The 19,124-nt window shown below is 40.8% G+C and carries 18 protein-coding genes and 7 pseudogenes; 10 read left to right on the forward strand and 15 right to left on the reverse strand.

What is annotated here, in order from left to right:
* Nucleotides 1-220: 220 nt before the first annotated feature.
* Nucleotides 221-2,938 carry a cation-transporting P-type ATPase gene (locus C7B62_RS26895; protein ID WP_106240336.1) on the forward strand — a complete coding sequence of 906 codons (2,718 nt, stop codon included), beginning with the start codon at nt 221-223 and terminating at the stop codon, nt 2,936-2,938.
* Nucleotides 2,939-2,977: 39 nt separating this feature from the next.
* Nucleotides 2,978-3,686 (forward strand): annotated as a pseudogene (locus C7B62_RS18410) (IS1 family transposase).
* A gap of 120 nt (nt 3,687-3,806) precedes the next feature.
* Here C7B62_RS18410 and C7B62_RS25820 read toward each other — a convergent pair.
* Nucleotides 3,807-3,959 carry a hypothetical protein gene (locus tag C7B62_RS25820; RefSeq protein WP_158260708.1) on the reverse strand — a complete coding sequence of 51 codons (153 nt, stop codon included), beginning with the start codon at nt 3,957-3,959 and terminating at the stop codon, nt 3,807-3,809.
* A 206-nt stretch (nt 3,960-4,165) separates the two neighbouring features.
* On the opposite strand from C7B62_RS25820, the pseudogene C7B62_RS18415 reads away from it, so the two are divergent.
* The 4 genes and pseudogenes from C7B62_RS18415 to C7B62_RS18425 form a co-directional block, all read left to right on the forward strand.
* Nucleotides 4,166-4,456 (forward strand): annotated as a pseudogene (locus C7B62_RS18415) (BrnA antitoxin family protein); the annotation flags it as partial.
* A 105-nt stretch (nt 4,457-4,561) separates the two neighbouring features.
* Nucleotides 4,562-4,786, forward strand: coding sequence for a hypothetical protein (locus tag C7B62_RS26615; protein ID WP_146132137.1), 225 nt, complete (start codon nt 4,562-4,564; stop codon nt 4,784-4,786).
* Nucleotides 4,746-6,365: pseudogene (locus tag C7B62_RS18420) on the forward strand (phosphoketolase); the annotation flags it as partial. The gene C7B62_RS26615 and the pseudogene C7B62_RS18420, both read left to right, overlap by 41 nt.
* 79 nt (nt 6,366-6,444) lie before the next feature.
* Nucleotides 6,445-6,645 (forward strand): hypothetical protein, encoded by a 201-nt coding sequence (locus tag C7B62_RS18425; protein ID WP_106240343.1) that lies wholly within the window; start codon nt 6,445-6,447, stop codon nt 6,643-6,645.
* A 262-nt stretch (nt 6,646-6,907) separates the two neighbouring features.
* Here C7B62_RS18425 and modB read toward each other — a convergent pair whose 3' ends face one another.
* The 10 genes and pseudogenes from modB to C7B62_RS18465 form a co-directional block, all read right to left on the reverse strand.
* Nucleotides 6,908-8,728 (reverse strand): molybdate ABC transporter permease subunit, encoded by a 1,821-nt coding sequence (gene modB / locus C7B62_RS18430; RefSeq protein WP_106240347.1) that lies wholly within the window; start codon nt 8,726-8,728, stop codon nt 6,908-6,910.
* Nucleotides 8,729-8,809: 81 nt separating this feature from the next.
* A complete protein-coding gene (locus C7B62_RS18435; protein WP_106240351.1) occupies nt 8,810-9,403 on the reverse strand; it encodes a class I SAM-dependent methyltransferase in 594 nt (197 codons plus the stop codon).
* 21 nt (nt 9,404-9,424) lie between these two features.
* Nucleotides 9,425-10,237, reverse strand: coding sequence for a molybdate ABC transporter substrate-binding protein (gene modA / locus C7B62_RS18440; RefSeq protein ID WP_106240356.1), 813 nt, complete (start codon nt 10,235-10,237; stop codon nt 9,425-9,427).
* Between the two features lie 61 nt (nt 10,238-10,298).
* Nucleotides 10,299-10,436, reverse strand: coding sequence for a hypothetical protein (locus C7B62_RS18445; protein WP_199194264.1), 138 nt, complete (start codon nt 10,434-10,436; stop codon nt 10,299-10,301).
* Between the two features lie 21 nt (nt 10,437-10,457).
* Nucleotides 10,458-10,858 (reverse strand): annotated as a pseudogene (locus C7B62_RS27215) (nucleoside recognition domain-containing protein); the annotation flags it as partial.
* A gap of 194 nt (nt 10,859-11,052) precedes the next feature.
* On the reverse strand, nt 11,053-11,454 hold the full coding sequence (locus tag C7B62_RS26220; protein ID WP_199194265.1) for a hypothetical protein: 402 nt from the start codon (nt 11,452-11,454) through the stop codon (nt 11,053-11,055).
* A gap of 116 nt (nt 11,455-11,570) precedes the next feature.
* Entirely contained in the window at nt 11,571-12,155 is a 585-nt protein-coding gene (locus C7B62_RS26225; RefSeq protein WP_199194266.1) for a hypothetical protein, read from the reverse strand.
* The gene (locus C7B62_RS26230; RefSeq protein WP_199194267.1) at nt 12,103-12,462 is read right to left on the reverse strand and encodes a hypothetical protein; all 360 of its coding nucleotides are present in this window, start codon (nt 12,460-12,462) and stop codon (nt 12,103-12,105) included. Before C7B62_RS26230 ends, C7B62_RS26225 begins: the two co-directional genes overlap by 53 nt.
* A gap of 260 nt (nt 12,463-12,722) precedes the next feature.
* A complete protein-coding gene (locus C7B62_RS18460; protein WP_106240360.1) occupies nt 12,723-13,106 on the reverse strand; it encodes a hypothetical protein in 384 nt (127 codons plus the stop codon).
* 169 nt (nt 13,107-13,275) lie between these two features.
* On the reverse strand, nt 13,276-13,920 hold the full coding sequence (locus tag C7B62_RS18465) for a hypothetical protein (RefSeq protein WP_106240363.1): 645 nt from the start codon (nt 13,918-13,920) through the stop codon (nt 13,276-13,278).
* A 273-nt stretch (nt 13,921-14,193) separates the two neighbouring features.
* Here C7B62_RS18465 and C7B62_RS18470 point away from each other — a divergent pair.
* The 3 genes and pseudogenes from C7B62_RS18470 to C7B62_RS26900 all read left to right on the forward strand — a co-directional run.
* A pseudogene (locus C7B62_RS18470) lies at nt 14,194-14,923 on the forward strand (5'-nucleotidase); the annotation flags it as partial.
* A gap of 171 nt (nt 14,924-15,094) precedes the next feature.
* Nucleotides 15,095-15,277 (forward strand): 5'-nucleotidase, encoded by a 183-nt coding sequence (locus tag C7B62_RS18475; protein ID WP_255414053.1) that lies wholly within the window; start codon nt 15,095-15,097, stop codon nt 15,275-15,277.
* A 142-nt stretch (nt 15,278-15,419) separates the two neighbouring features.
* A complete protein-coding gene (locus C7B62_RS26900; RefSeq protein ID WP_255414052.1) occupies nt 15,420-15,554 on the forward strand; it encodes a hypothetical protein in 135 nt (44 codons plus the stop codon).
* Nucleotides 15,555-15,575: 21 nt separating this feature from the next.
* Here C7B62_RS26900 and C7B62_RS18480 read toward each other — a convergent pair.
* A pseudogene (locus C7B62_RS18480) lies at nt 15,576-15,896 on the reverse strand (reverse transcriptase/maturase family protein); the annotation flags it as partial.
* A 219-nt stretch (nt 15,897-16,115) separates the two neighbouring features.
* Entirely contained in the window at nt 16,116-16,292 is a 177-nt protein-coding gene (locus C7B62_RS26240) for a hypothetical protein (RefSeq protein ID WP_199194271.1), read from the reverse strand.
* A 289-nt stretch (nt 16,293-16,581) separates the two neighbouring features.
* Here C7B62_RS26240 and C7B62_RS18485 point away from each other — a divergent pair.
* A pseudogene (locus C7B62_RS18485) lies at nt 16,582-17,861 on the forward strand (transposase).
* Nucleotides 17,862-17,967: 106 nt separating this feature from the next.
* Here C7B62_RS18485 and C7B62_RS18490 read toward each other — a convergent pair.
* Nucleotides 17,968-18,474 carry a hypothetical protein gene (locus tag C7B62_RS18490; RefSeq protein ID WP_233220037.1) on the reverse strand — a complete coding sequence of 169 codons (507 nt, stop codon included), beginning with the start codon at nt 18,472-18,474 and terminating at the stop codon, nt 17,968-17,970.
* A gap of 184 nt (nt 18,475-18,658) precedes the next feature.
* A complete protein-coding gene (locus C7B62_RS26245) occupies nt 18,659-18,970 on the reverse strand; it encodes a thermonuclease family protein (RefSeq protein WP_199194272.1) in 312 nt (103 codons plus the stop codon).
* Between the last annotated feature and the right edge of the window lie 154 nt (nt 18,971-19,124).

The following is a 19,124-nucleotide window of genomic DNA, read 5'->3' on the forward strand; positions in this document are numbered from 1 at the left end:
GGTATCGAACCCCACTCAGTTAGCCCCGTTTCCTCCCCCCGCTAAACCCGAGGCGGTATTCGCTGCGCTCAATACACCCGCCTCGGTTTTAGCGGGGGTCTCCACGGGAGGAGTCAGATGAACAAAAATATAAAGAGTTTAGCAGGATAGTTATGAGGTAACTAAGTAATCAGTAATCAGTAATGTTCCTGTATTAATCTTTAGTTATGATTTCAAAAATATGACTTCGACTAGCAATAATGTAGATCGCCACGATGCTAATGATTCTAGTTCGCGATCGCTCTCCACTGTCCTCCAGAACTTATCGGTTAGAGTTAATGAAGGACTCGACAATGCAGCCATCGAGCAAAGACGAGAAAGATATGGTGAAAATCGTCTCCAAGAATTTAAGCAGCGTAGTGCTTGGCAAATTGCGATCGCTCAATTTAAAAGTCCGATTATTGCCCTACTAGCAGTGGCAGCAGTTCTTTCTTTTATCTTTAAAGAATGGATTGAGGGAATTGCCGTAATTCTGGCGATCTTGCTCAATGCCATAATTGGTTTCTTTACGGAAATTAAAGCCGTGCGCTCGATGGAATCTTTGCAGCAGCTTAGTAAAACCGAAACTAAGGTGCGAAGAGAAGGTACTGTGCGGGAGATCTCTGCTGAGGAGTTAGTGCCTGGAGATATTGTAATTTTAGATGGTGGAGATTTGATTGCTGCCGATCTTCGTTTATCCAAGGCTTCCAAGCTTCAGATAGATGAATCGGCATTAACTGGAGAATCTGTTCCCGTTAGCAAAATAACAGAAGCTCTAGAGTCAGATTTAGCTTTAGCAGATAAGCGTAATATGGCTTTCAAAGGTACTGCGGTAACGCGAGGTACAGGAGAAGGCGTGGTAGTTGCGACGGGGATGAATACAGAACTGGGTCATATTTCTTCTCTCACCGCAGAGGCAAAAGAGGAAGTCACGCCCCTGGAAAAAAGATTAGATAGCTTGGGTAAAAGGCTGATTTGGATTACTTTGGCGATCGCAATTTTAGTCGCAATAGCAGGAACGATTGGCGGTAGAGACTTGTTCTTGATGGTAGAAACGGCGATCGCACTTTCGGTGGCAGCCGTACCTGAAGGTTTACCTATTGTAGCCACGGTAGCTTTGGCGCGAGGTATGTGGCGCATGGCAAAGCGTAACGCCATTATTAATCGTTTGTCGGCAGTAGAAACCCTTGGTGCTACCAGCATTATCTGTACTGATAAAACTGGTACTTTAACCGAAAACCGTATGAGTGCCAGTAAAGTTGCTCTAGATTCTGGCACGGTAGATATAAGCGGGGAGTCACAAACACGAGGTAAGTTTAGTCGAGAAGGTAATTGTATTGACCCTAACACTAATACAGTACTCAGACAGCTTTTGGAAGTTAGCGTACTGTGTAACAACGCGGTTTTACCCCAAAACAACACAGAAGATAAACCTGTAGGCGATCCGACAGAAGTGGCACTACTGGCTATGGGTGCAAAGGCTGGTTTAAACCGAGATCGATTAATCCAGCAGCAAGCAAATGTCCGCGAAGAAGCTTTTGATTCAGATACCAGAATTATGGCTACTTTTCACCAGAGATCGGGGAAGTATCGCGTGGCGGTCAAAGGTGCGCCCGAATCTGTATTACTTGCCTGTACTCATTACTCCACTTCAGAAGGTGTTCGAGACATGAACCGCGAGTCACATCAGTCGTGGCAAGCAAAATGCGATCGCTTGGCAAAGTCAGGACTGAGAATTTTGGCGATCGCGCAAAAGACTGTAGACAGCGATGTAGCCGAACCCTACAAAGATTTAACTCTATTGGGTGTAGTGGGCTTACTCGATCCACCACGGCAGGATGTCAAACAAGCCCTTAAAGCCTGTCACGATGCGGGAATTAGAGCAATCATGGTCACAGGCGACCAACCAGTAACCGCCCGTAATATTGGACTAGCTGTGGGTTTGACTACCGAATCAGAAGCCGAAGCCGAACTGGGAAAAGCTTTAAAAAGCCTCGACGAACTATCACAACAAGAACACGAACGACTGCGCCAGATACCGATCTTTGCCCGCGTTAGCCCCGAACAAAAGCTCAATTTAATCTCTTTGCACCAAGAAGCAGGTTCAATTGTAGCCATGACGGGAGATGGGGTTAACGATGCCCCTGCCCTCAAAAAAGCCGATATTGGCGTGGCTATGGGCAAACGTGGAACTCAGGTAGCGAAAGAAGCAGCGGATATGGTGCTGCAAGACGACGCTTTTAGCTCGATTATTGCTGCTATCGAACAGGGACGCTCTATTTTCAGTAATATTCGCAAATTTACCCTTTATTTACTCTCAGGGAACGTAGGCGAAATTATTGCTGTCGCCGTGGTTTCTTTAATCGATGCACCTCTACCCTTATTACCGCTACAAATTCTCTTCCTCAATGCCGTAAACGATGTTTTTCCCGCCCTGGCTTTAGGTGTCGGGGAAGGAAATCCTAACATCATGCAGCATCCACCACGAGATTCAAAAGAGTCAATCTTAACCAAAAAACACTGGTGGGCGATCGCACTTTACGGCTTATTAATTGCTACTACAACATTGGGTGCGTTTGCTTTAGCATTAATTACTTTCAAATTCGCCGAATCCAAAGCCGTAACTATATCCTTCCTTACCCTAGCTTTTGGCAGACTATGGCACGTATTTAATATGCGCGAGGCGGGAACTGGTTTAATTGACAATGAAATAACTACTAATCCCTATATCTGGGGTGCATTGTTGATTTGTACGGGTTTATTGCTTTCTGCGGTATATTTGCCAGGACTTTCAGATGCTTTACAAACCGTCAATCCTGGCTTAGATGGCTGGGGAATAGCGATCGCTATGAGTTTTATTCCCGTAACTGTAGGGCAAATTGCCAAGCTAATTCAAAAATGGGTAGTCCCCCAAATGTAAGGATAAGATCACAAAGAACTCTCTAGCCCCTGACGCCCAATGCCAAGTTGCCCAAGCTGCGAATCAAAAACGTCGTCAAAAACGGTTTCATTCATAACGGGACTCAAAATCACCAGTGCAAAGCCTGCGGTCGTCAGTTCGTCGAGTGCCCCAAGCAACAACTCATCTCTCAAGCGACCAAAGACCTGATCGATAAACTCTTGCTCGAAAAGATTCCGCTGGCTGGGATTGCGAGGGTTTGCGACGTATCCGAAACGTGGTTGCAAGACTACGTCAATCGCAAATACGAGTCGATTCCTCAGCAGGTCAAGGCCTCCTCTAAAAAAAAGGGCGACTAACGATTCAGTGCGATGAACTCTGGTCGTTTGTGGGTCATAAAAGCAACAAACAATGGGTGTGGCTTGCCCTAGATATCGAGACTCGCGAAATTATCGGGGTTCATGTCGGTGACCGTTCCGAACAGGGAGCAAGAGCGCTTTGGGCATCGTTGCCTGGTGTCTACCGTCAGTGTGCAGTTGCTTACACAGATTTTTGGCGTGCTTACGGCCTGATCTTCCCTGAAAAGCGACACCAGGCAGTTGGCAAAGAGACGGGGAGAACCAGTTAGATTGAGCGGTTCAACTGTACGATGCGCCAACGCGTCTCGCGATTAGTTCGTAAAACGCTTTCCTTCTCTAAAAAGCTAGAAAATCACATTGGCGCTATCTGGCTTTTTGTTCACCATTACAATTCATCCTTACAGGTTTAGGACTACCATATCAATGGATGGAGATTGATTCTTATAGAGACTGGCGAAGCCTGGTTAATTCTGTCGAAACAATGCTTCGAGAATTTGGCAAGCAATATGTAATTAATTTTGTCTGACTACTTAACCAGATATCTGCAAAGCTAATTCCTTGATTTGTGACATCCCTCGCCAGGGGGCAGAAGAGCGATCAAAGTTATGTTCGCAAGATTGATATTCCCAACAATTGATAAATTTGATAATGGCGATCGCAATTTCAGTAGATCGAAAAATCATTTTCTAGCAGGCGATCGCTAATAGCCGACGGAGTAAAATATAATTTACAATTATATTACAAGCCGAAAATCATCAAGATTCTTGCTTTGTAAAACAGGTTTATTTAGAGTAATTCTGATTTTGTTGACTATATTTATCGCTATTTTGTGACTTCTCCTACACTGACGCTTCGCGTACAGATGTAGGAGAAGTCACACGAAGAATTCTTTAAGAACGCTAAACTGGTTAAGAGGCAACCAAATACGGAAGCAATTTCCATTCGCGTTGATACTGAAACTCTTGAATGGTTTCGCGCCACAGCTAAAAAACATCCAGAAATCAGAGGCTATCAAACTTTGATTAATGATGTACTGACTCCTCCAAAATATTTTTCAAGTCCTCAGCCCTCTCATAGCTTCTGCTCTAAAGTTTTTAATAGTCTCTTTTGTCAGTCAACCAGCCTCAGCCCTCTTTTCCAAAAAGGTTTGGAATCATGTTCAAATCATGTTGGTCGGTAGTATTTTAGCCACAGGAAAACGAACTGTAACTTCAATATTAGAAGTGATGGGACTGTCGGATAAACCGAACTTTCAGAATGATCACCGAGTATTAAATCGTGCAATATGGTCAAACCTGCTCCACTAAGACCTCCAGGTACAATGAGTCGTCCTCGCCTTAAAGGAAAGAGGTTGCCCAACCTAGAACAAATCCTGCTAAATACTGATACACAATGGTCAAACGTTACACTTTCGCATTGGTATGGAGAAAGTGAGCGTCAAGTAGAAGTTACTACAGGATTAGCTGTAATGCATTGTCAAAATTCGAGAAATTCAGCAAGAAGCCCGTAGTCAAAATAAAGCCTTCCATCCCCGTTGGCCCATGATTATCCTGCGTACTCCTAAAGGTTGGACAGGGCCGAAAAATGTCGATGGTCATAAAGTTGAAGGATTCTGGCGATCGCACCAAGTGCCGATGGGAGGAATGCATTCTAATCCCGAACACGTCAAACTTTTGGAAGCATGGATGAAGAGTTACCAGCCAGAAGAACTCTTTGACGAGAATGGGACTTTGATCCCCGAATTAAAAGAACTTGCACCCAAAGGTATACGCCGTATGAGTGCTAATCCAATAGCTAACGGCGGTGTACTGTGTAAAAAACTCAAATTACCTGATTTCCGTGACTATGCAGTGGCAATGGACAAGCCTGGCACGGTGGAAGTAGAAAATACTGGAGTATTAGGCAAATTTTTGCGGGATGTGATGCGCAACAACATGACTAACTTCCGCGTTTTTGGCCCTGATGAAACCGCTTCTAATCGTCTTTCTGCTATTTATGAAGTCACTAAAAAAACTTGGTTGGCAGATTATTTACCTGAAGATGAAGATGGTAGTATGCTATCTCCTGACGGTCGAGTGATGGAAATGTTGAGTGAACATACCCTCGAAGGCTGGCTGGAAACTTACTTACTGACAGGGCGACATGGCTTCTTCCATACTTACGAAGCTTTTGTTCACGTCATTGACTCGATGTTTAACCAACACGCTAAATGGTTAGATATCTGCAAAAATTATGTACCTTGGCGGGCTTCGGTTTCTTCCCTCAATATCATGTTGTCTTCTTTGGTTTGGCGACAAGATCATAATGGCTTTTCTCACCAAGATCCAGGTTTTGTCGATTTGGTAACTAATAAGAGTGCGGATGTTACTCGTGTTTATTTTCCCCCCGATGCTAATTGTTTGCTTTCAGTTGCCGATCACTGTTTGCGGAGTAAAGACTATGTAAACGTCATTGTCTCTGACAAACAGATGCACCTGCAATACTTAACGATGGAAGAAGCCATCAAGCATTGCACGAAAGGGATTGGTATCTGGTCATGGGCGAGTAACGACGACTGTGGTAAAGAACCAGATGAGCCTGATGTAATCATGGCTTGTTGTGGTGACATTCCCACTAAGGAATCTTTGGCAGCCACAGCTATTCTGCGCGAAGAATTTCCCAACTTAAAGGTCCGCTTTATTAATGTGGTAGATCTATATCGTCTACAAACCGAAACTGAACATCCTCACGGTTTATCAAATCACGAATTTGACGTCCTTTTTACTGCCGATAAACCTGTAATTTTTAACTTCCACGGCTATCCCTGGCTCATTCACAAGCTAGCTTATCGTCGTACCAATCAAGAACGAATTCACGTTCGCGGTTATAAAGAACAGGGCAATATCAATACGCCTTTAGAGCTAGCAATTCTTAATCAAATTGATCGCTTTAACCTGGTGATTGACGTAATCGATCGTGTTCCTCACTTGGGTTCTCGTGCTGCTTATGTTAGAGAACGAATGAGAGATGAGATTATCGATAATCTTGCTTATGCTCATTCCGAAGGCATGGATAAACCTGAAGTGGTTAATTGGAAGTGGAGTTATTAGTCGTTAGTTGTTAGTTGTTAATCGCCAAAACAAAGAATCAAAAACGAGTAACTAATAACAAAAATCAAGGGGAAAAAATATGCTAAACAAACTATTGGCAACTAAAACTGGCACTTCAAGAGATCGTTATTTAACTAGTGATGTTTTGCCTGGTCGTAGTTTCCCTCTGGGGGCTACTGTCTATGCCGATGGAGTTAACTTTAGTATTTTTTCCCGTGCTGAAGCTCTCGAACTACTGAACTGGTTGCGTCACGGGGGAAAACCCACAACCAGTTCTTAGCCTTTTGCTTTTACTCATAGAGAAATAAAATCCTTCAACTGCTTATTCTCTCTGAGCTTCACGCAATTCTTAAGTTCGATTGACTTTTTTCTGATTTCCTTAACTTGTGACCAATGATTCAGCCCCCAATTTTTGTCTTCCTGATTTTATAACCCATCTGTCCCTTTTGACTATGGTTAGCGAACTTTATTACATAACTATTTCCTACTCTCAAAGATGCCGTTAAAAGTCAGGAGATTAGACGTGTTACCACCCAAAAAAATCAAGAGATAAAAAGCATGATTTTTAAAGGATGAAGTTGAATGTGCCAAGGATAGGGACGCTCTTTTAGTTCCAGCCATCTATCTTTAAACACTTCCGCTTGTAAATGATAATCTTCGGGATGTTCGGCAGGTTTATTTAATTTAAGATATAAAGTCATGCGGTGTTGGGTTTCGCTAATAGTAGCTAACCAGCAGGGAAAAGTGTTGACTTGGTTATTTGTATCAGGAAAAATTAATTGATGGGCGCGAATGCCGATCTGTTCCAGAGATTTTGGCATCGGCTCGATTGTTTCTAGGATACAATTCCAATCAACTGCCTTAACTTGATTTTCATTAATCATTACAGCGCGAGAAAAGTTTTTACAACCAGTCAACTGGGCAGTGCGATAATTACCAGGATGCTCAAATATATCTTGTTTTGTACCACTCGCTGTCACCTTACCTTGATCTATGATCATCAAGTTAGGGCATACTCGGTAAGCTTCTTCGAGGTTATGAGTAATAAATAAAGTTACTCCCTGATAGTTAATTAAGTTATTTCTGAGGATTTTTTCTTGTTGATCGCGTAAATAAGTATCTAAAGCAGAAAAAGGCTCATCTAATAACATTATCCCTGGTTCGCTTGCTCTGGCTCTGGCTAAAGCTACTCTTTGTTGCTGTCCACCTGAAAGTTCTTCTGGATAGCGATCGCCCATTCCTGCTAAGTCTACTGAAATGAGTTGTTGTTCTACTTCCTGTTTGATCTCTCGACTAAATTTTTCTGACGGCATTCCAAAGGCAATATTTTCGGCAACTGTTAGATGGGGAAACAGGGCGTAATTTTGAAACAAAAAACCACAATGGCGATCTCGTGGCGGTAAATTAACCCCTTTTTCCGAATCAAATAACACTTTGCCATTTAAAACAATACGTCCCTGATCTGGAGTATCTAAACCAGCAATACATCGCAAAATTAGGCTTTTGCCTGCCCCAGAAGCCCCTAGTAACCCCAACGGCGTTTGATCTGTTTCAAATGAAACATTTAATCTAAACCCAGGTAATTGTTTTTGAATCTCGACAATTAATTGAATAGGATATTTCGGTACGGGATAATTCTCTCTTGTTTGATTATGAACAATTTTGTTAACTAGACCAAAACTCCTTCTACCCCCTCTACCCCCTCTACCTCCATTCTCTTCCGTACCATAATTAACCCCTGTAATTACCCCCAAAGAAATTGCCAGCATAATAATTGCCAACCATAATGCTTGCTGCATATTCCCACCTTCAGCAGCAAAGAAAATCGCGATCGGAATTGTTTCTGTTTTGCCAGGAATGCTCCCTGCTAACATTAAAGTTGCACCAAATTCTCCTAATGCACGAGCAAAAGCAAGTAAAGTACCAGCAAGCAACCCAGGCTTGGCTAAAGGTAGCATAATTTGCCAGAAAATTCTATTTTCTGAAGCTCCTAGGGTTCTGGCACAGGCAAAAAGATTAGTATCAATTTGTTTGAATGCCCCTAACGCAGTTTTATACATTAAGGGAAAAGCAACGACTGTCGAAGCGATCACAGTAGCATACCAGGAGAAAATAACTGTCAGACCAAAATGAGCTAAAATTTGCCCAATCAAGCCATTTTTACCCAATAACAGCAGTAATAAAAAACCAACCACGGTGGGAGGGAGTACCAAAGGGGCAGTGAACAAACTTTCTATCACTTCCTTAAATTTGCCCTGATAATTTAACATCCACCGTGCTGCTAAAATACCCAGAAAAAAAGTAGTTATCGTAGCAGTACTAGCGGTTTTGAGGGAGATCCAGATGGGGGACAGATCGAGCATTGGGTATTATTAATTGGTTATTGGTTATTGGTCATTAGTCATTAGTCATTAGTCATTGCTTAAGAACAACAAATTACCCATTTATTTTCGGGCGACAATATGAAAAACGTGCCAATATCTATCTTCCCCTAGAGGAGTTGTGCCTGGATGTTCTTCTGACTCTAGTAGTTCAATGGTGTAAGGTTTTAGTAAAGCTTCTACTTGTTGTAGTGTAAAAGTATTAATTAACCCACTATTTTTCCAAGAATCGCGATCGCCAAACCAATGTCCGCAAAATCTTCCTCCTGGCACTAAGGAATTAAAAATCTGATTCCACAAGCTAGGAAAAGCATCGGTTGAACAAAAAGGCAAGGAAAAGCTGGCGTTGATTAAGTCTACTGATTTGGGAAATTGTAACTGTTCAAAGCTAACTATTTGAGTGATTAATTGTAGAGTATTAAAATGCGGACGGGCGAGTAAACGATTAATAGCATCAGGTTCTCTATCTATAGCCAATACTGCCCAATTTTGCCGTAACATTTCCACTGTATCCCGACCATCTCCAGAACCAAGATCGATCGCTATTCCTGGTTCTTTAAATCCAGCTAAAGCAGTCAACAGCGTTTCTCTCGGTGGGCGATCGCTAACGGCATCATAATAAGCGTTCCAGTCTCGTTTTAAGGTTGATTTGGTCATTTGTTTTTCGTCCTTCGTCAATTAACTGCTAACTGTGATAAAACCGTATTCTTGAAACATAGTTTGAGCTTCAGGAGTAAAGAGAAAGTCTTCTAATTCTTTGGCTGCTTCTGGATTAGCACTATCTTGTAAAACTGCAATTGGATAAATTACAGGAGAGTGGCTATCTTCAGGGGCAGTCGCCACTATTTTTACGTCCTCAGAAGCTTTAGCATCGCTAATATAAACAATTCCTGCATCGACATTGCCTGTAGCTACATAATTAAGTACCTGACGTACATCTTTCCCGTAAACTGCTTTGGGTGTAACGGCATCGAGAATTCCCAACGAGGTTAAAATTTCCTCGGCATATTTACCAGCAGGAACACTTTCTGATTCGCCTAAAGCAATGCTCGTTAAAGCATCTGTGCCTAAATCTTCAAAGCTTTTGATCGTTGTGTTATCTTTTGATACGATTAAAACTACTTTATTTCTTAGTAAATCTCGACGAGTTTCAGGTAAAAGGAGATTTTTGGCTTCTAAAGCATCCATTTGTTTAGCAGCAGCAGAAATAAAAATATCTACAGGTGCACCTTGTTCGATCTGTTGTTGCAGTGAACCAGAAGAACCAAAGTTATAGGTAATGTCTACTTCAGGCTGGTTATTTTTATACATCGGTTTAATAGCTTCGAGAGCATCTTGTAAACTTGTTGCTGCTGAAACGGTTAAATCTAGAGGCTGATTAGATTGAGCAAAAGTGTTGGAACTAAAACGATGAACTTGACCTAATCCGACTACTAATAACCAGGAAATAATCAACGAAACCAAAAATGTTACAAAAGTTCTTTTTTTCATTTTTTTATGATTTAATATGATTATTTTGTCGATAATTATTATTAATAATATGTTTATTTGCTCAAGTAATCTGCATTCCTGTATGAACACCCATTGCTAAAAGTTTTTTGACTATTTTTTCATCTTTATTTTTAATAGCAGTAATCATACCTTGGGTTTTAGCTCCTAAACAAGTCAAAGGAGAATATTGAATTGTCAAAGCAAAGGTTGAGTAAACATATTACAAACTTACCTCCATAATGGTTAATACTTGGTTGAGAATATAGCCCGCAGAAAAAGCAAATAAAACAACAAAACTGGCGATCGCGATAGTAGTTTTAACGCCTCTTTCTTTGAATATAAATTGTAGTTGAGCAATGCAAGGAATAAACAGAGTTAGGGTTACTGCTGCCACAACTAATTGTTGACCTGTTAAATTCCTGAAGAGTGCAAATCAAACATTCCTACTGCTCCATAATCGCGACGGAAAAAGCCATATAAAAATGAAGGTGCAGCTTCTTTTGGTAATCTTAACCACAACATTACTGGTTCTAATTGCCTGACTACTATATCAAATAATCCTGTTAATTTCCCTGCCCAAATTAACACTGAAATAAAGATAGGCGTTGCTGGATTGAGGTATGATTTTCTAAAGATGCGATCGCAAACTGTAAATAGCAGTCAAATAAAATGCAATGTCCTGAGTGCAAGTCAAAAAAGATTCAAAAAAAGGCGTTGTTCAAAAACGGGGATTTTGGGTAACAAATGCAGCTTAAATTAAGCCCAGTAATCACAAGGCTTATCAGGACATTAGTATTATTGTTAGAGACTAATTTTCAGGCTTTTTGAAATCTCTGGAATCCCAACATTTCTAACCAATGCGGATGTTTTTCTCCTGTCATCAATTCGGTAGGACTTTTCCCTTTTCTTTCGAGCTTACGACTGGTCATAAAGGTGTGATGATTCAAGAAGAACCGCAACAGTTCTAGATAATCAGAACCGAGGTGTTTTCTGAGATGGAAATAGTTTCTGAGGCGAGAATTGAGCGAGAGGGATGCTGGGGTTTCCCCAGCATATCCAATCGAAGCTTTAAGGTTTTCAACTAAAGAACTGGCTCTGGGGGTTGATTTCATTGCCGATTCTACCGCTTCCTTTATGGGAAGAAATTTAGCCCTTAGTTTCTGATAGAGTTGATTCCATTTCTGCCAATAGACATTAGTTGATAGGGACTTCTTCATCAATAAACAGACCTGTCGCACCCCGTGAGTTGAGAAATCTGAAACTTGTGGGCAATACAGGCTATTTTCTGGTCAATAACTTGAGCAAAAGCTAATAAATCTGCTTGTTGATTTGATCAAGCTACTCTTAAGCCTTTAATCCCTTTGTGAGCCTCTTCTTCTCTTAATCGAAGCTCCTCAACAACTCGATTGGTCATGGCGGGGTTTCCCCGCCGACCCTCTCGTTCAATCATGAAATTCATTAATTCCATTCTTTCAGACCACTCTGCCCCTGCCAAGGATAAAATGTCATTTCTCAACCAAAAGAGTAATATTCTGATGTCACTGGCTAATTTTTGGAGTATTGCTTCATTTTTGTGAGCTTGAGTTAGTTTAGCTGATAATTTATTTCCTTTGCCCTTTAACTTGGCTAATTCCATCGAATGCTCTAGCTTTTTTCTTTTTGTGATTGCTCCCTGAGCTTTTTTAGCTAAATTTCGGCATAAAGCCTCACCTTGGTCGAAAATATGCCAAACATCGCCATGACAAGGCTTCTCTCCCCAAGCTGCTTTTTGTCCCGCTCTGATTCCACTTCCCGCGTCAGCTATGGTGTAGTCAGGATTCAATCCCTGTGACTCTGCTTCCAGTAAATAATAGCCCCAAGTAGTTTCATCTCGATGTTCTACTTCTTCCAGGAGAAAGCAGCTTTGTTGAATCAGCATCTACTCCTGTTAACACTGGTTGATTACTCTGGAAGATTTCATCGAGTAATGCCACCTCAATTGAGGATAAATCTTGAGCTTGATTGATTTCTTGGGCTTTTTGCCTCGCTTCAGTTACTCGATTGTGTATTGTACCGATACTAACAGAATAATCAAATAAATCTCTTAATAACTCTTTGATTCCTCGATAAGAACAGTGACAGATGAGAATCAACGCTAAGATGAACTGAAAGATCCATTGTTGTGTTATCGGAAGATAGTATAAAACTTCCTTCTCTTTCTTTTCCTGTTCAAAAGCTTGATTCAAGGCAGCTTCTGCAATTGCTTTTTGTTGATAGACAAACTTGCGACTGACTTGTTTTTTCTTGGCTAGATGGCTTACTGGTTCTTGCTTTGATCAGACTTGAACTGCTAATTGTTGACGATGAAGAGGTTGAAGACGAGAAGCTATAGAATCAGTTGAATTCACTCGGTTTACTCATAAATTGGGCTTATTATCCCTAATTTAACCATATTCCCTATTTCTTTGTCCCAGTGCAATATTTTAGAACATATGTTCGGTCTAAATCAGGGATTTTTCCTCAAAGTGTAACCCTCGTTTGAACAACGCCCATCATCTTTGATTGCTTCGCGTAGTTGGGCTGGTCGGTTTTCGGGTATGGGTGAGACATAGGGAAGTCTGGTGTGAGTCCAATTTTTTCCAGGAAAAGGACGCATCCTGTCAGTCATATAGTGAGGGTGAGCGCCAGTTGCTAGAAGCCATGTACCAGTCATAAAGCCAAAGGCGATTCCAAAGTGCTTGTCTTTCCCTCCCGCTGCCCCCACAATTAAAAAGCAGAAGAAGGCGATTACTCCAAGGGGCATAACCTGAGAGATAGGCATGAAACCAAAGAACTTGGCTTTACGGTTAAGGGCAGGATTGATTGAAATCAGCTTTTCTAGAGTTTCCATGACTTTGTGGTAAGTTGCTTGATAGACTACGTTCGGGATTAATTAGTTCTTGAAGCGATGGCTCATGGGGGAAACCAACGCCAGTTCCCTGCGACGGGAAACCCGTCTTCAGGACTGGCTCCCCAAGACCGCCTCGCTTCGCTTTTTAGCTATAAGCTGTAAGCTCTTCTTACGCGCCAGTGGCAATTACCGCTGTCAGAATGTCAATCGCCAGAACAATACCGAACAAACCGCCGACGAACATGATAATAGGTGTCATGGATTGACCTTGTTGTTGCTGTTGCCAAGCTGCAAAACCACCACCAAGACCAACTAAGACTAAGGAAATTCGGACAAAAGTAAATAAAGTTGCGATTTGAGTCGTACTAATACTGCCTACTCCCCCATTCGTTACCAAACCATCAATTGCTGTTTCTAATCCAGTTAGGAACAAAGCGTGACTGGGTTGCCAAGCACTAAAAGCCATAGTTGAACCGAAAACAATTGTTAAAATGTGCCAGATAGAAATTCTCAAGTTGAGCTTTTTACTTACTAGAGGCAAACAGGCTGAAATGAAATAGATGCTCCCTGCTACCAAAAAACTTGAGAGAATAGTAACCAACAAAATTAGATCGGTAACCGCCAAGTAGATGCTACCTGCAATACCGACCGCGACAAAAGGCAGATCTTGGGATTCGATACGGAAGCTGGATATGAATTGTTTGGAATAAAGTTTTTTACCGTTTCTGGATTTGGCTTGAGGTTCAAATTGAAACTCTTCTTGTACTCGCTCTTTTACTTGAGGTTGGGGTTTTACGTTAAAAGTGCTATTCATTGTTTAAACAACTGTAGTTTGTGTGTGTTTATCTGCTTTACATATCAAAAATAACAACGAGTCAACCTTGGCTACCCTAAGATTTGACTCGTCTTTAATCGATATTTAGTTCCACAGAACTACAGTTTTTTTGCCTTACTCCCGAACTTTAGTATGAGGAGCAATTTGAAAGTTTTTTATAGCTGGTAATTAATTCAATGTGATTTGTCTCATACAGTTATCAAATGGCATTAGATAGCTTGGTTAAGTAATAGAGAAAAAAGGTTTTGAGCCGTGCCATACGATTTATCTAAATTATTGGTTATAGGTATTTCATCACGTGCGCTTTTTGATTTGAAACATGAAGCGAAAATATTTAAGGACGAAGGTCTTGAAAAATATATAGATTATCAATTGGAGCATGAGAACGATGTGCTAAAACCTGGAACAGCATTTCCTCTAGTCAAGAACTTACTTGAGCTAAATAAGCTTAAGGGTGAAAGGCTTGTGGAAGTCATTGTTATGTCGAAAAATAGTCCTGATACTGGTCTTCGTATTTTTAACTCGATTAAGCATTACAAGGGCTGCTTTAACTGGTGGTGAACCTTTGGCTAACTATTTGGAAGGATTTAATGTCGATCTTTTTTTATCAAAATCTAACGAAGATGTGGGAACGGCGATAGATGCTGGTTTTGCTGCTGCAATGCTTTACGATCCTCCCCAAAATGATTCTATTGAAATGACGGACAAGGTTCGGATTGCCTTCGACGCTGACGCAGTTCTTTTTTCGGAAGAGTCGGAAGCAATATATAAGACACAAGGACTAGAAGCTTTTTATGAAAATGAACGTCAGAATGTAAACAAGCCATTGCAAGAAGGTCCATTTGCAAAGCTGCTTATAGCTCTTAGTAAGATGCAAAAAGGATTTGAGCCTGCTAATGCTCCTGTGAGAATTGCTATCGTTACGGCTCGTAATAGTCCTGCTCACGAGAGAGTAATAAAGACACTAAGAGCTTGGGATGTATAGTCATTTCAAATAGCAACCAGTGGATCTTATAACGAAGTAGCAAGTAACAAGTAACCCTTCGGGTTCGACAGTTTGCTCAACGGAGGAAACCTCCGCAACGCAACTGTCTCACAAGTAACAAGTAAAATTCACCATCATCATTAATACAAAGTAACCATAGGGAAATTAATTAAAATGACTATAAGAGTTGATGCAGCTTTTTTTCTAGGTGGTATTTCTAAGGATCAAATACTGAAAGCGTTCAAAGCACAAATCTTTTTTGACGATCAAGAAGTGCATCTGGGACTTGCTTCAGCAATTGTTCCTTCTGGTTTAGTGCCATATAGAAGTGACTCGATACTTACTCAATAATGGTGATTATACACGCAGCGATCGCATTTGAATGAATCATTATACTCAATCATCAGAATCAAATTGCTTCATCTCTGAAAAAAAAACGTGCGATCGCCCTTACCCGAACTCAGATTACACCCAAAACTCCACTCAATAGACTATGACAGAAACAGAAAACCAATCTACCACAAATCGCCACACCATCACCTTAGTTTTCAACCAACTTTGTCTCTTGAGCAAAGATGCTTTTCGAGAGGACATATCGGGGTTACGCCCCATCCTGGTACTCCAGTAAATTAACTTTCCATCATATGGAGTCGATTCTATCAAAGCATTTCGCAATGTCAGCATCTAGCACGTATTTGGCTTGAAGTTGAATTGCGTTTTTTATTTGTTTGATAGCATCATGACAGGAACGTCCTGGTCGAAAACCGTAGGAATTCTGCTCAAAACGAGCTTCCCATTCTGGTTCTAGAGCGTTTTTTTTTAGTAACGCTTGCAAGGCGCGGTCTTTGATTGTGGGAATTCCCAATGGACGCTTTTCATCCTTTCCAGGTTTAGGTATCCATACTCTACGAGTAGGTTTGCTTTTACCTGGTCTTTCTCCTGGTTTATAGCATTTCTTGCCACAACATATGCGGAGCGGTGACGGGAGCGAAGCGAGCTAATCCTTTAGGAATCCTTTAGGATTCACAGCACCAATTTTGACTCTCTTTCACTGTCCGAGCTAATTCTTGCCAATTGTCGGGATAGAGATTAGGATTTACAGGCATTTTACTTGTTGGCGATTAGGCTCCGCCTAGCCAAAGGCATCGCACTTGCAGAGTATTGTATCGTAGTGTGGTGATCGCTATTGCTACTTACGAGCTTTCCATGTACCACCGTAACGGTAGAAAGGATTATCTTGACTAACTTTTTGCCAACAGGCAGAACAGACTAATTTCCAGTCACCATTTTTTTGATATTGGATACGATAGCGAATATCAACTTCAGTAGAACATAAATCGCAGGGTTTAGACTTGACTTTTGACATTATGTTTTAGTTCAAATTAATCTAGTTTATAGCGATCGCTTTATCTGACCAATCAAACTAAAATATCAAGATGATTCGGTTGAGAAAGATTATTAACTAGGAGTATCCAAATGTTTAATTTGTTAAAGCGGGGATGGTTAATAGCTGCGAGCTTATTTCTTTTTAATATTTTTGGATTCAATTGTAATGTTCTCCCCGTTATTCAAACAATGACAATTGAACTAACTCTCTTTTGTCACGACTTGGCAAAGTAAAATGAGGGAAAAAGCTTGAAAGTCAGACAAAGACTATGGTTAAGCCTCGCTCCCCTCGACCAACAGTTCAATGTGTAGATACTTACTGCGAACTATATAAAGATTTATTCATAGAAGTGAGAGCTTATGAATCATTTAAATATCTTCAGTTGGGTAAATTAAGTGACCTTAAAAGGAAAAGTTTACCAGCGATGCCTATGCCTACGGCAGCTACGCAACGGCTAGCTTCGCAATCGCCAAAGCAATAGGTAAGACAAATGCTCAAGGATTTCTTGATGCAGTCGCTCTTTGCTGGAAACCAACAAGACCGTGCTGCATCGCTACATCATTTTATTAGTCAATCACCGTGGCAAGCAGAAGACTTAGAGAAAAGAAGATTAAAAATTATCTTATCCATTTTAGAAGGGAAAGAAATTATAGTAATTATCGATGAAACAGGAGATAAGAAGAAAGGAAAAAAGACTGATTATGTCAAGAGACAATATATTGGCAATAACCGTAAAAATTGACCAGGGAATAGTGTCGGTCAATGCTTACGGTTATTGTGAAGGAATGACCTTTCCTTTAAAGTTTAAAATATTCAAGCCAAAAGAAAGATTAAAAGAGGGAGATAAATATTACTCTAAACCAGAACTAGGAGCAGAATTAGTGAAAGAACTCAAACAAATGGGGTTCAATATTAATGGAAAAGAAGAAACTCGATATATTAGAGAGATAATTTATGGAAAAAGAAGAACAATACAATACTGGCAGATAACAACCGACAAAGAAACTGTTGCCGATGACTCAACTTGGTTCTTAATGACCAAAATTACCAACTTAAAATACCAAGAGGTAGGCAAAATCTACAAAATAAGAGCTTTTGTTGAACAGGGATTTAGAAATAGTAAAAATGAGTTGGGATGGGCAGATTTTCGACTAACGAACTACGCAGATATTCAAAAATGGTGGGAATTAGTTATGTGTGCTTATTTAATGGTTTGTCTTCATAATGTATCCTTTAATCCTTCTGTCAATTCTGTTCCAGAAACCTATCAACAACATTCTTTATGGGATTCAGGAACAGGCTGGAAAAGCGCACCGCCCGCGCTGAGGAAACCTCAGCGTATAGGACGGAGCAAGCAATGCCTTAAATAATCTGCAATTAATTCTACAACCTTTTATCTGTTTTAATCTCATTTTAAGATGGCTTAAAGTTTTTCCCGTTCCTCAACTTTCATTGGGATTTCCGAGGCTTATCACTAAAATAAATGAGTTTGATTGCTTAAGATATTTGGTCTATTCTTGGGATGAGTTTTACTGCTCAACTGCCTAGAGTGACAAAAGAGAGATATATGCGAAGCGGTTATCCGAAGGTGTACCCTTATGCGAAGCGGCTTGCACTTATCGCATTGAGTGTACCCTTTAGGGTTAGGGATCCTTTAGGACAGAATTTTTACTCCAGCCCACCAGTCCTTCAAAAACTTTGTGAGAATAACTACGACAGGGACACAACAGACTTCAATTGGTGTCGAATCAACAAAGCTAATCCCCGTAATTTTCCCTTTCCTAGTTTGTAGAAAGCAGCACAATAGCATCTTTGACCAAGGCATTAGCTCCACAAAACGGTTATAGCTGACCAAATTCGGGAAAGCCTTTTGCCAATGAGGTTTCACCTGTAAAGTGTAAAATTCTTTGAACGTTCTGTAACCACTGCCATGAAAGGCGATTACGATAGTTATGACCTCGCTAAGACTCATTCTACTACGACACCTTTTTTCTCCTGCGATTAGGCTCCGCCTAGCCGAAGGCATCGCTGTTAACTGAGGAATTGAATGGCAATATTGTTCAAAACTTTGATAGAAGTCATCTACATCGCAAAAAATTTCGGTAAGATCGATACGAGATTTTAATTCCATGGCTGAGACTTGAAATACTTCTTTTAGCATAAGTCTCAGCCTTTTCTTTGCTCAAATAATTTTCATCGAACTCACGTTATCTATAATTCAAACTATTTGTTTTAGTAATTATTGTCTTACTTACTTATTAGCCTTTCTCCATTCCCAAAGAGGTTGAGGATTACCATTCCAAATTCCTAAACCTTCTTTCTGAGCTGATTTCTGCGCGATAAGCCTACGGCATGGCTTCGCTACGCAGATGATCTCTTGACTCAGTTCCTAATTCCTGGTTTTTCTCTGGGGCATCAATTCCGCAGAATCTAATCTTTTGTTCTTCAGTACCTCGAACTACTCTTAAAGTGTCACCGTCATAGATTGAGCCTTCTTTGACTTGCCATACTTCGGTTGCCACCTCTGGGTCTTTAGCAGCTTCGACAGGGACAGATTCGACATTGAATCGTAATCGATAACCATTAAGTTGAGAATAAGCAGCCAGACCTAGACCAATAAATAGAATTGCACCATTGAGGATAGTTTTAGGTTTCATGATGAGCGATCGAGGGGTAGACAAACAAAGGTAGTCTTACCTTTCCCCAAACGAAGCTCATAAATACACCTTGTAGATTGACATCCTCCCGCCACTAATCGGAGTACCGATATAGTGGGGGATTCCTAAGACTCACGACTTAGGTTTCTGTTTC

Source organism: Pleurocapsa sp. CCALA 161 (assembly GCF_003003995.1).
Taxonomy (GTDB): domain Bacteria; phylum Cyanobacteriota; class Cyanobacteriia; order Cyanobacteriales; family Xenococcaceae; genus Waterburya.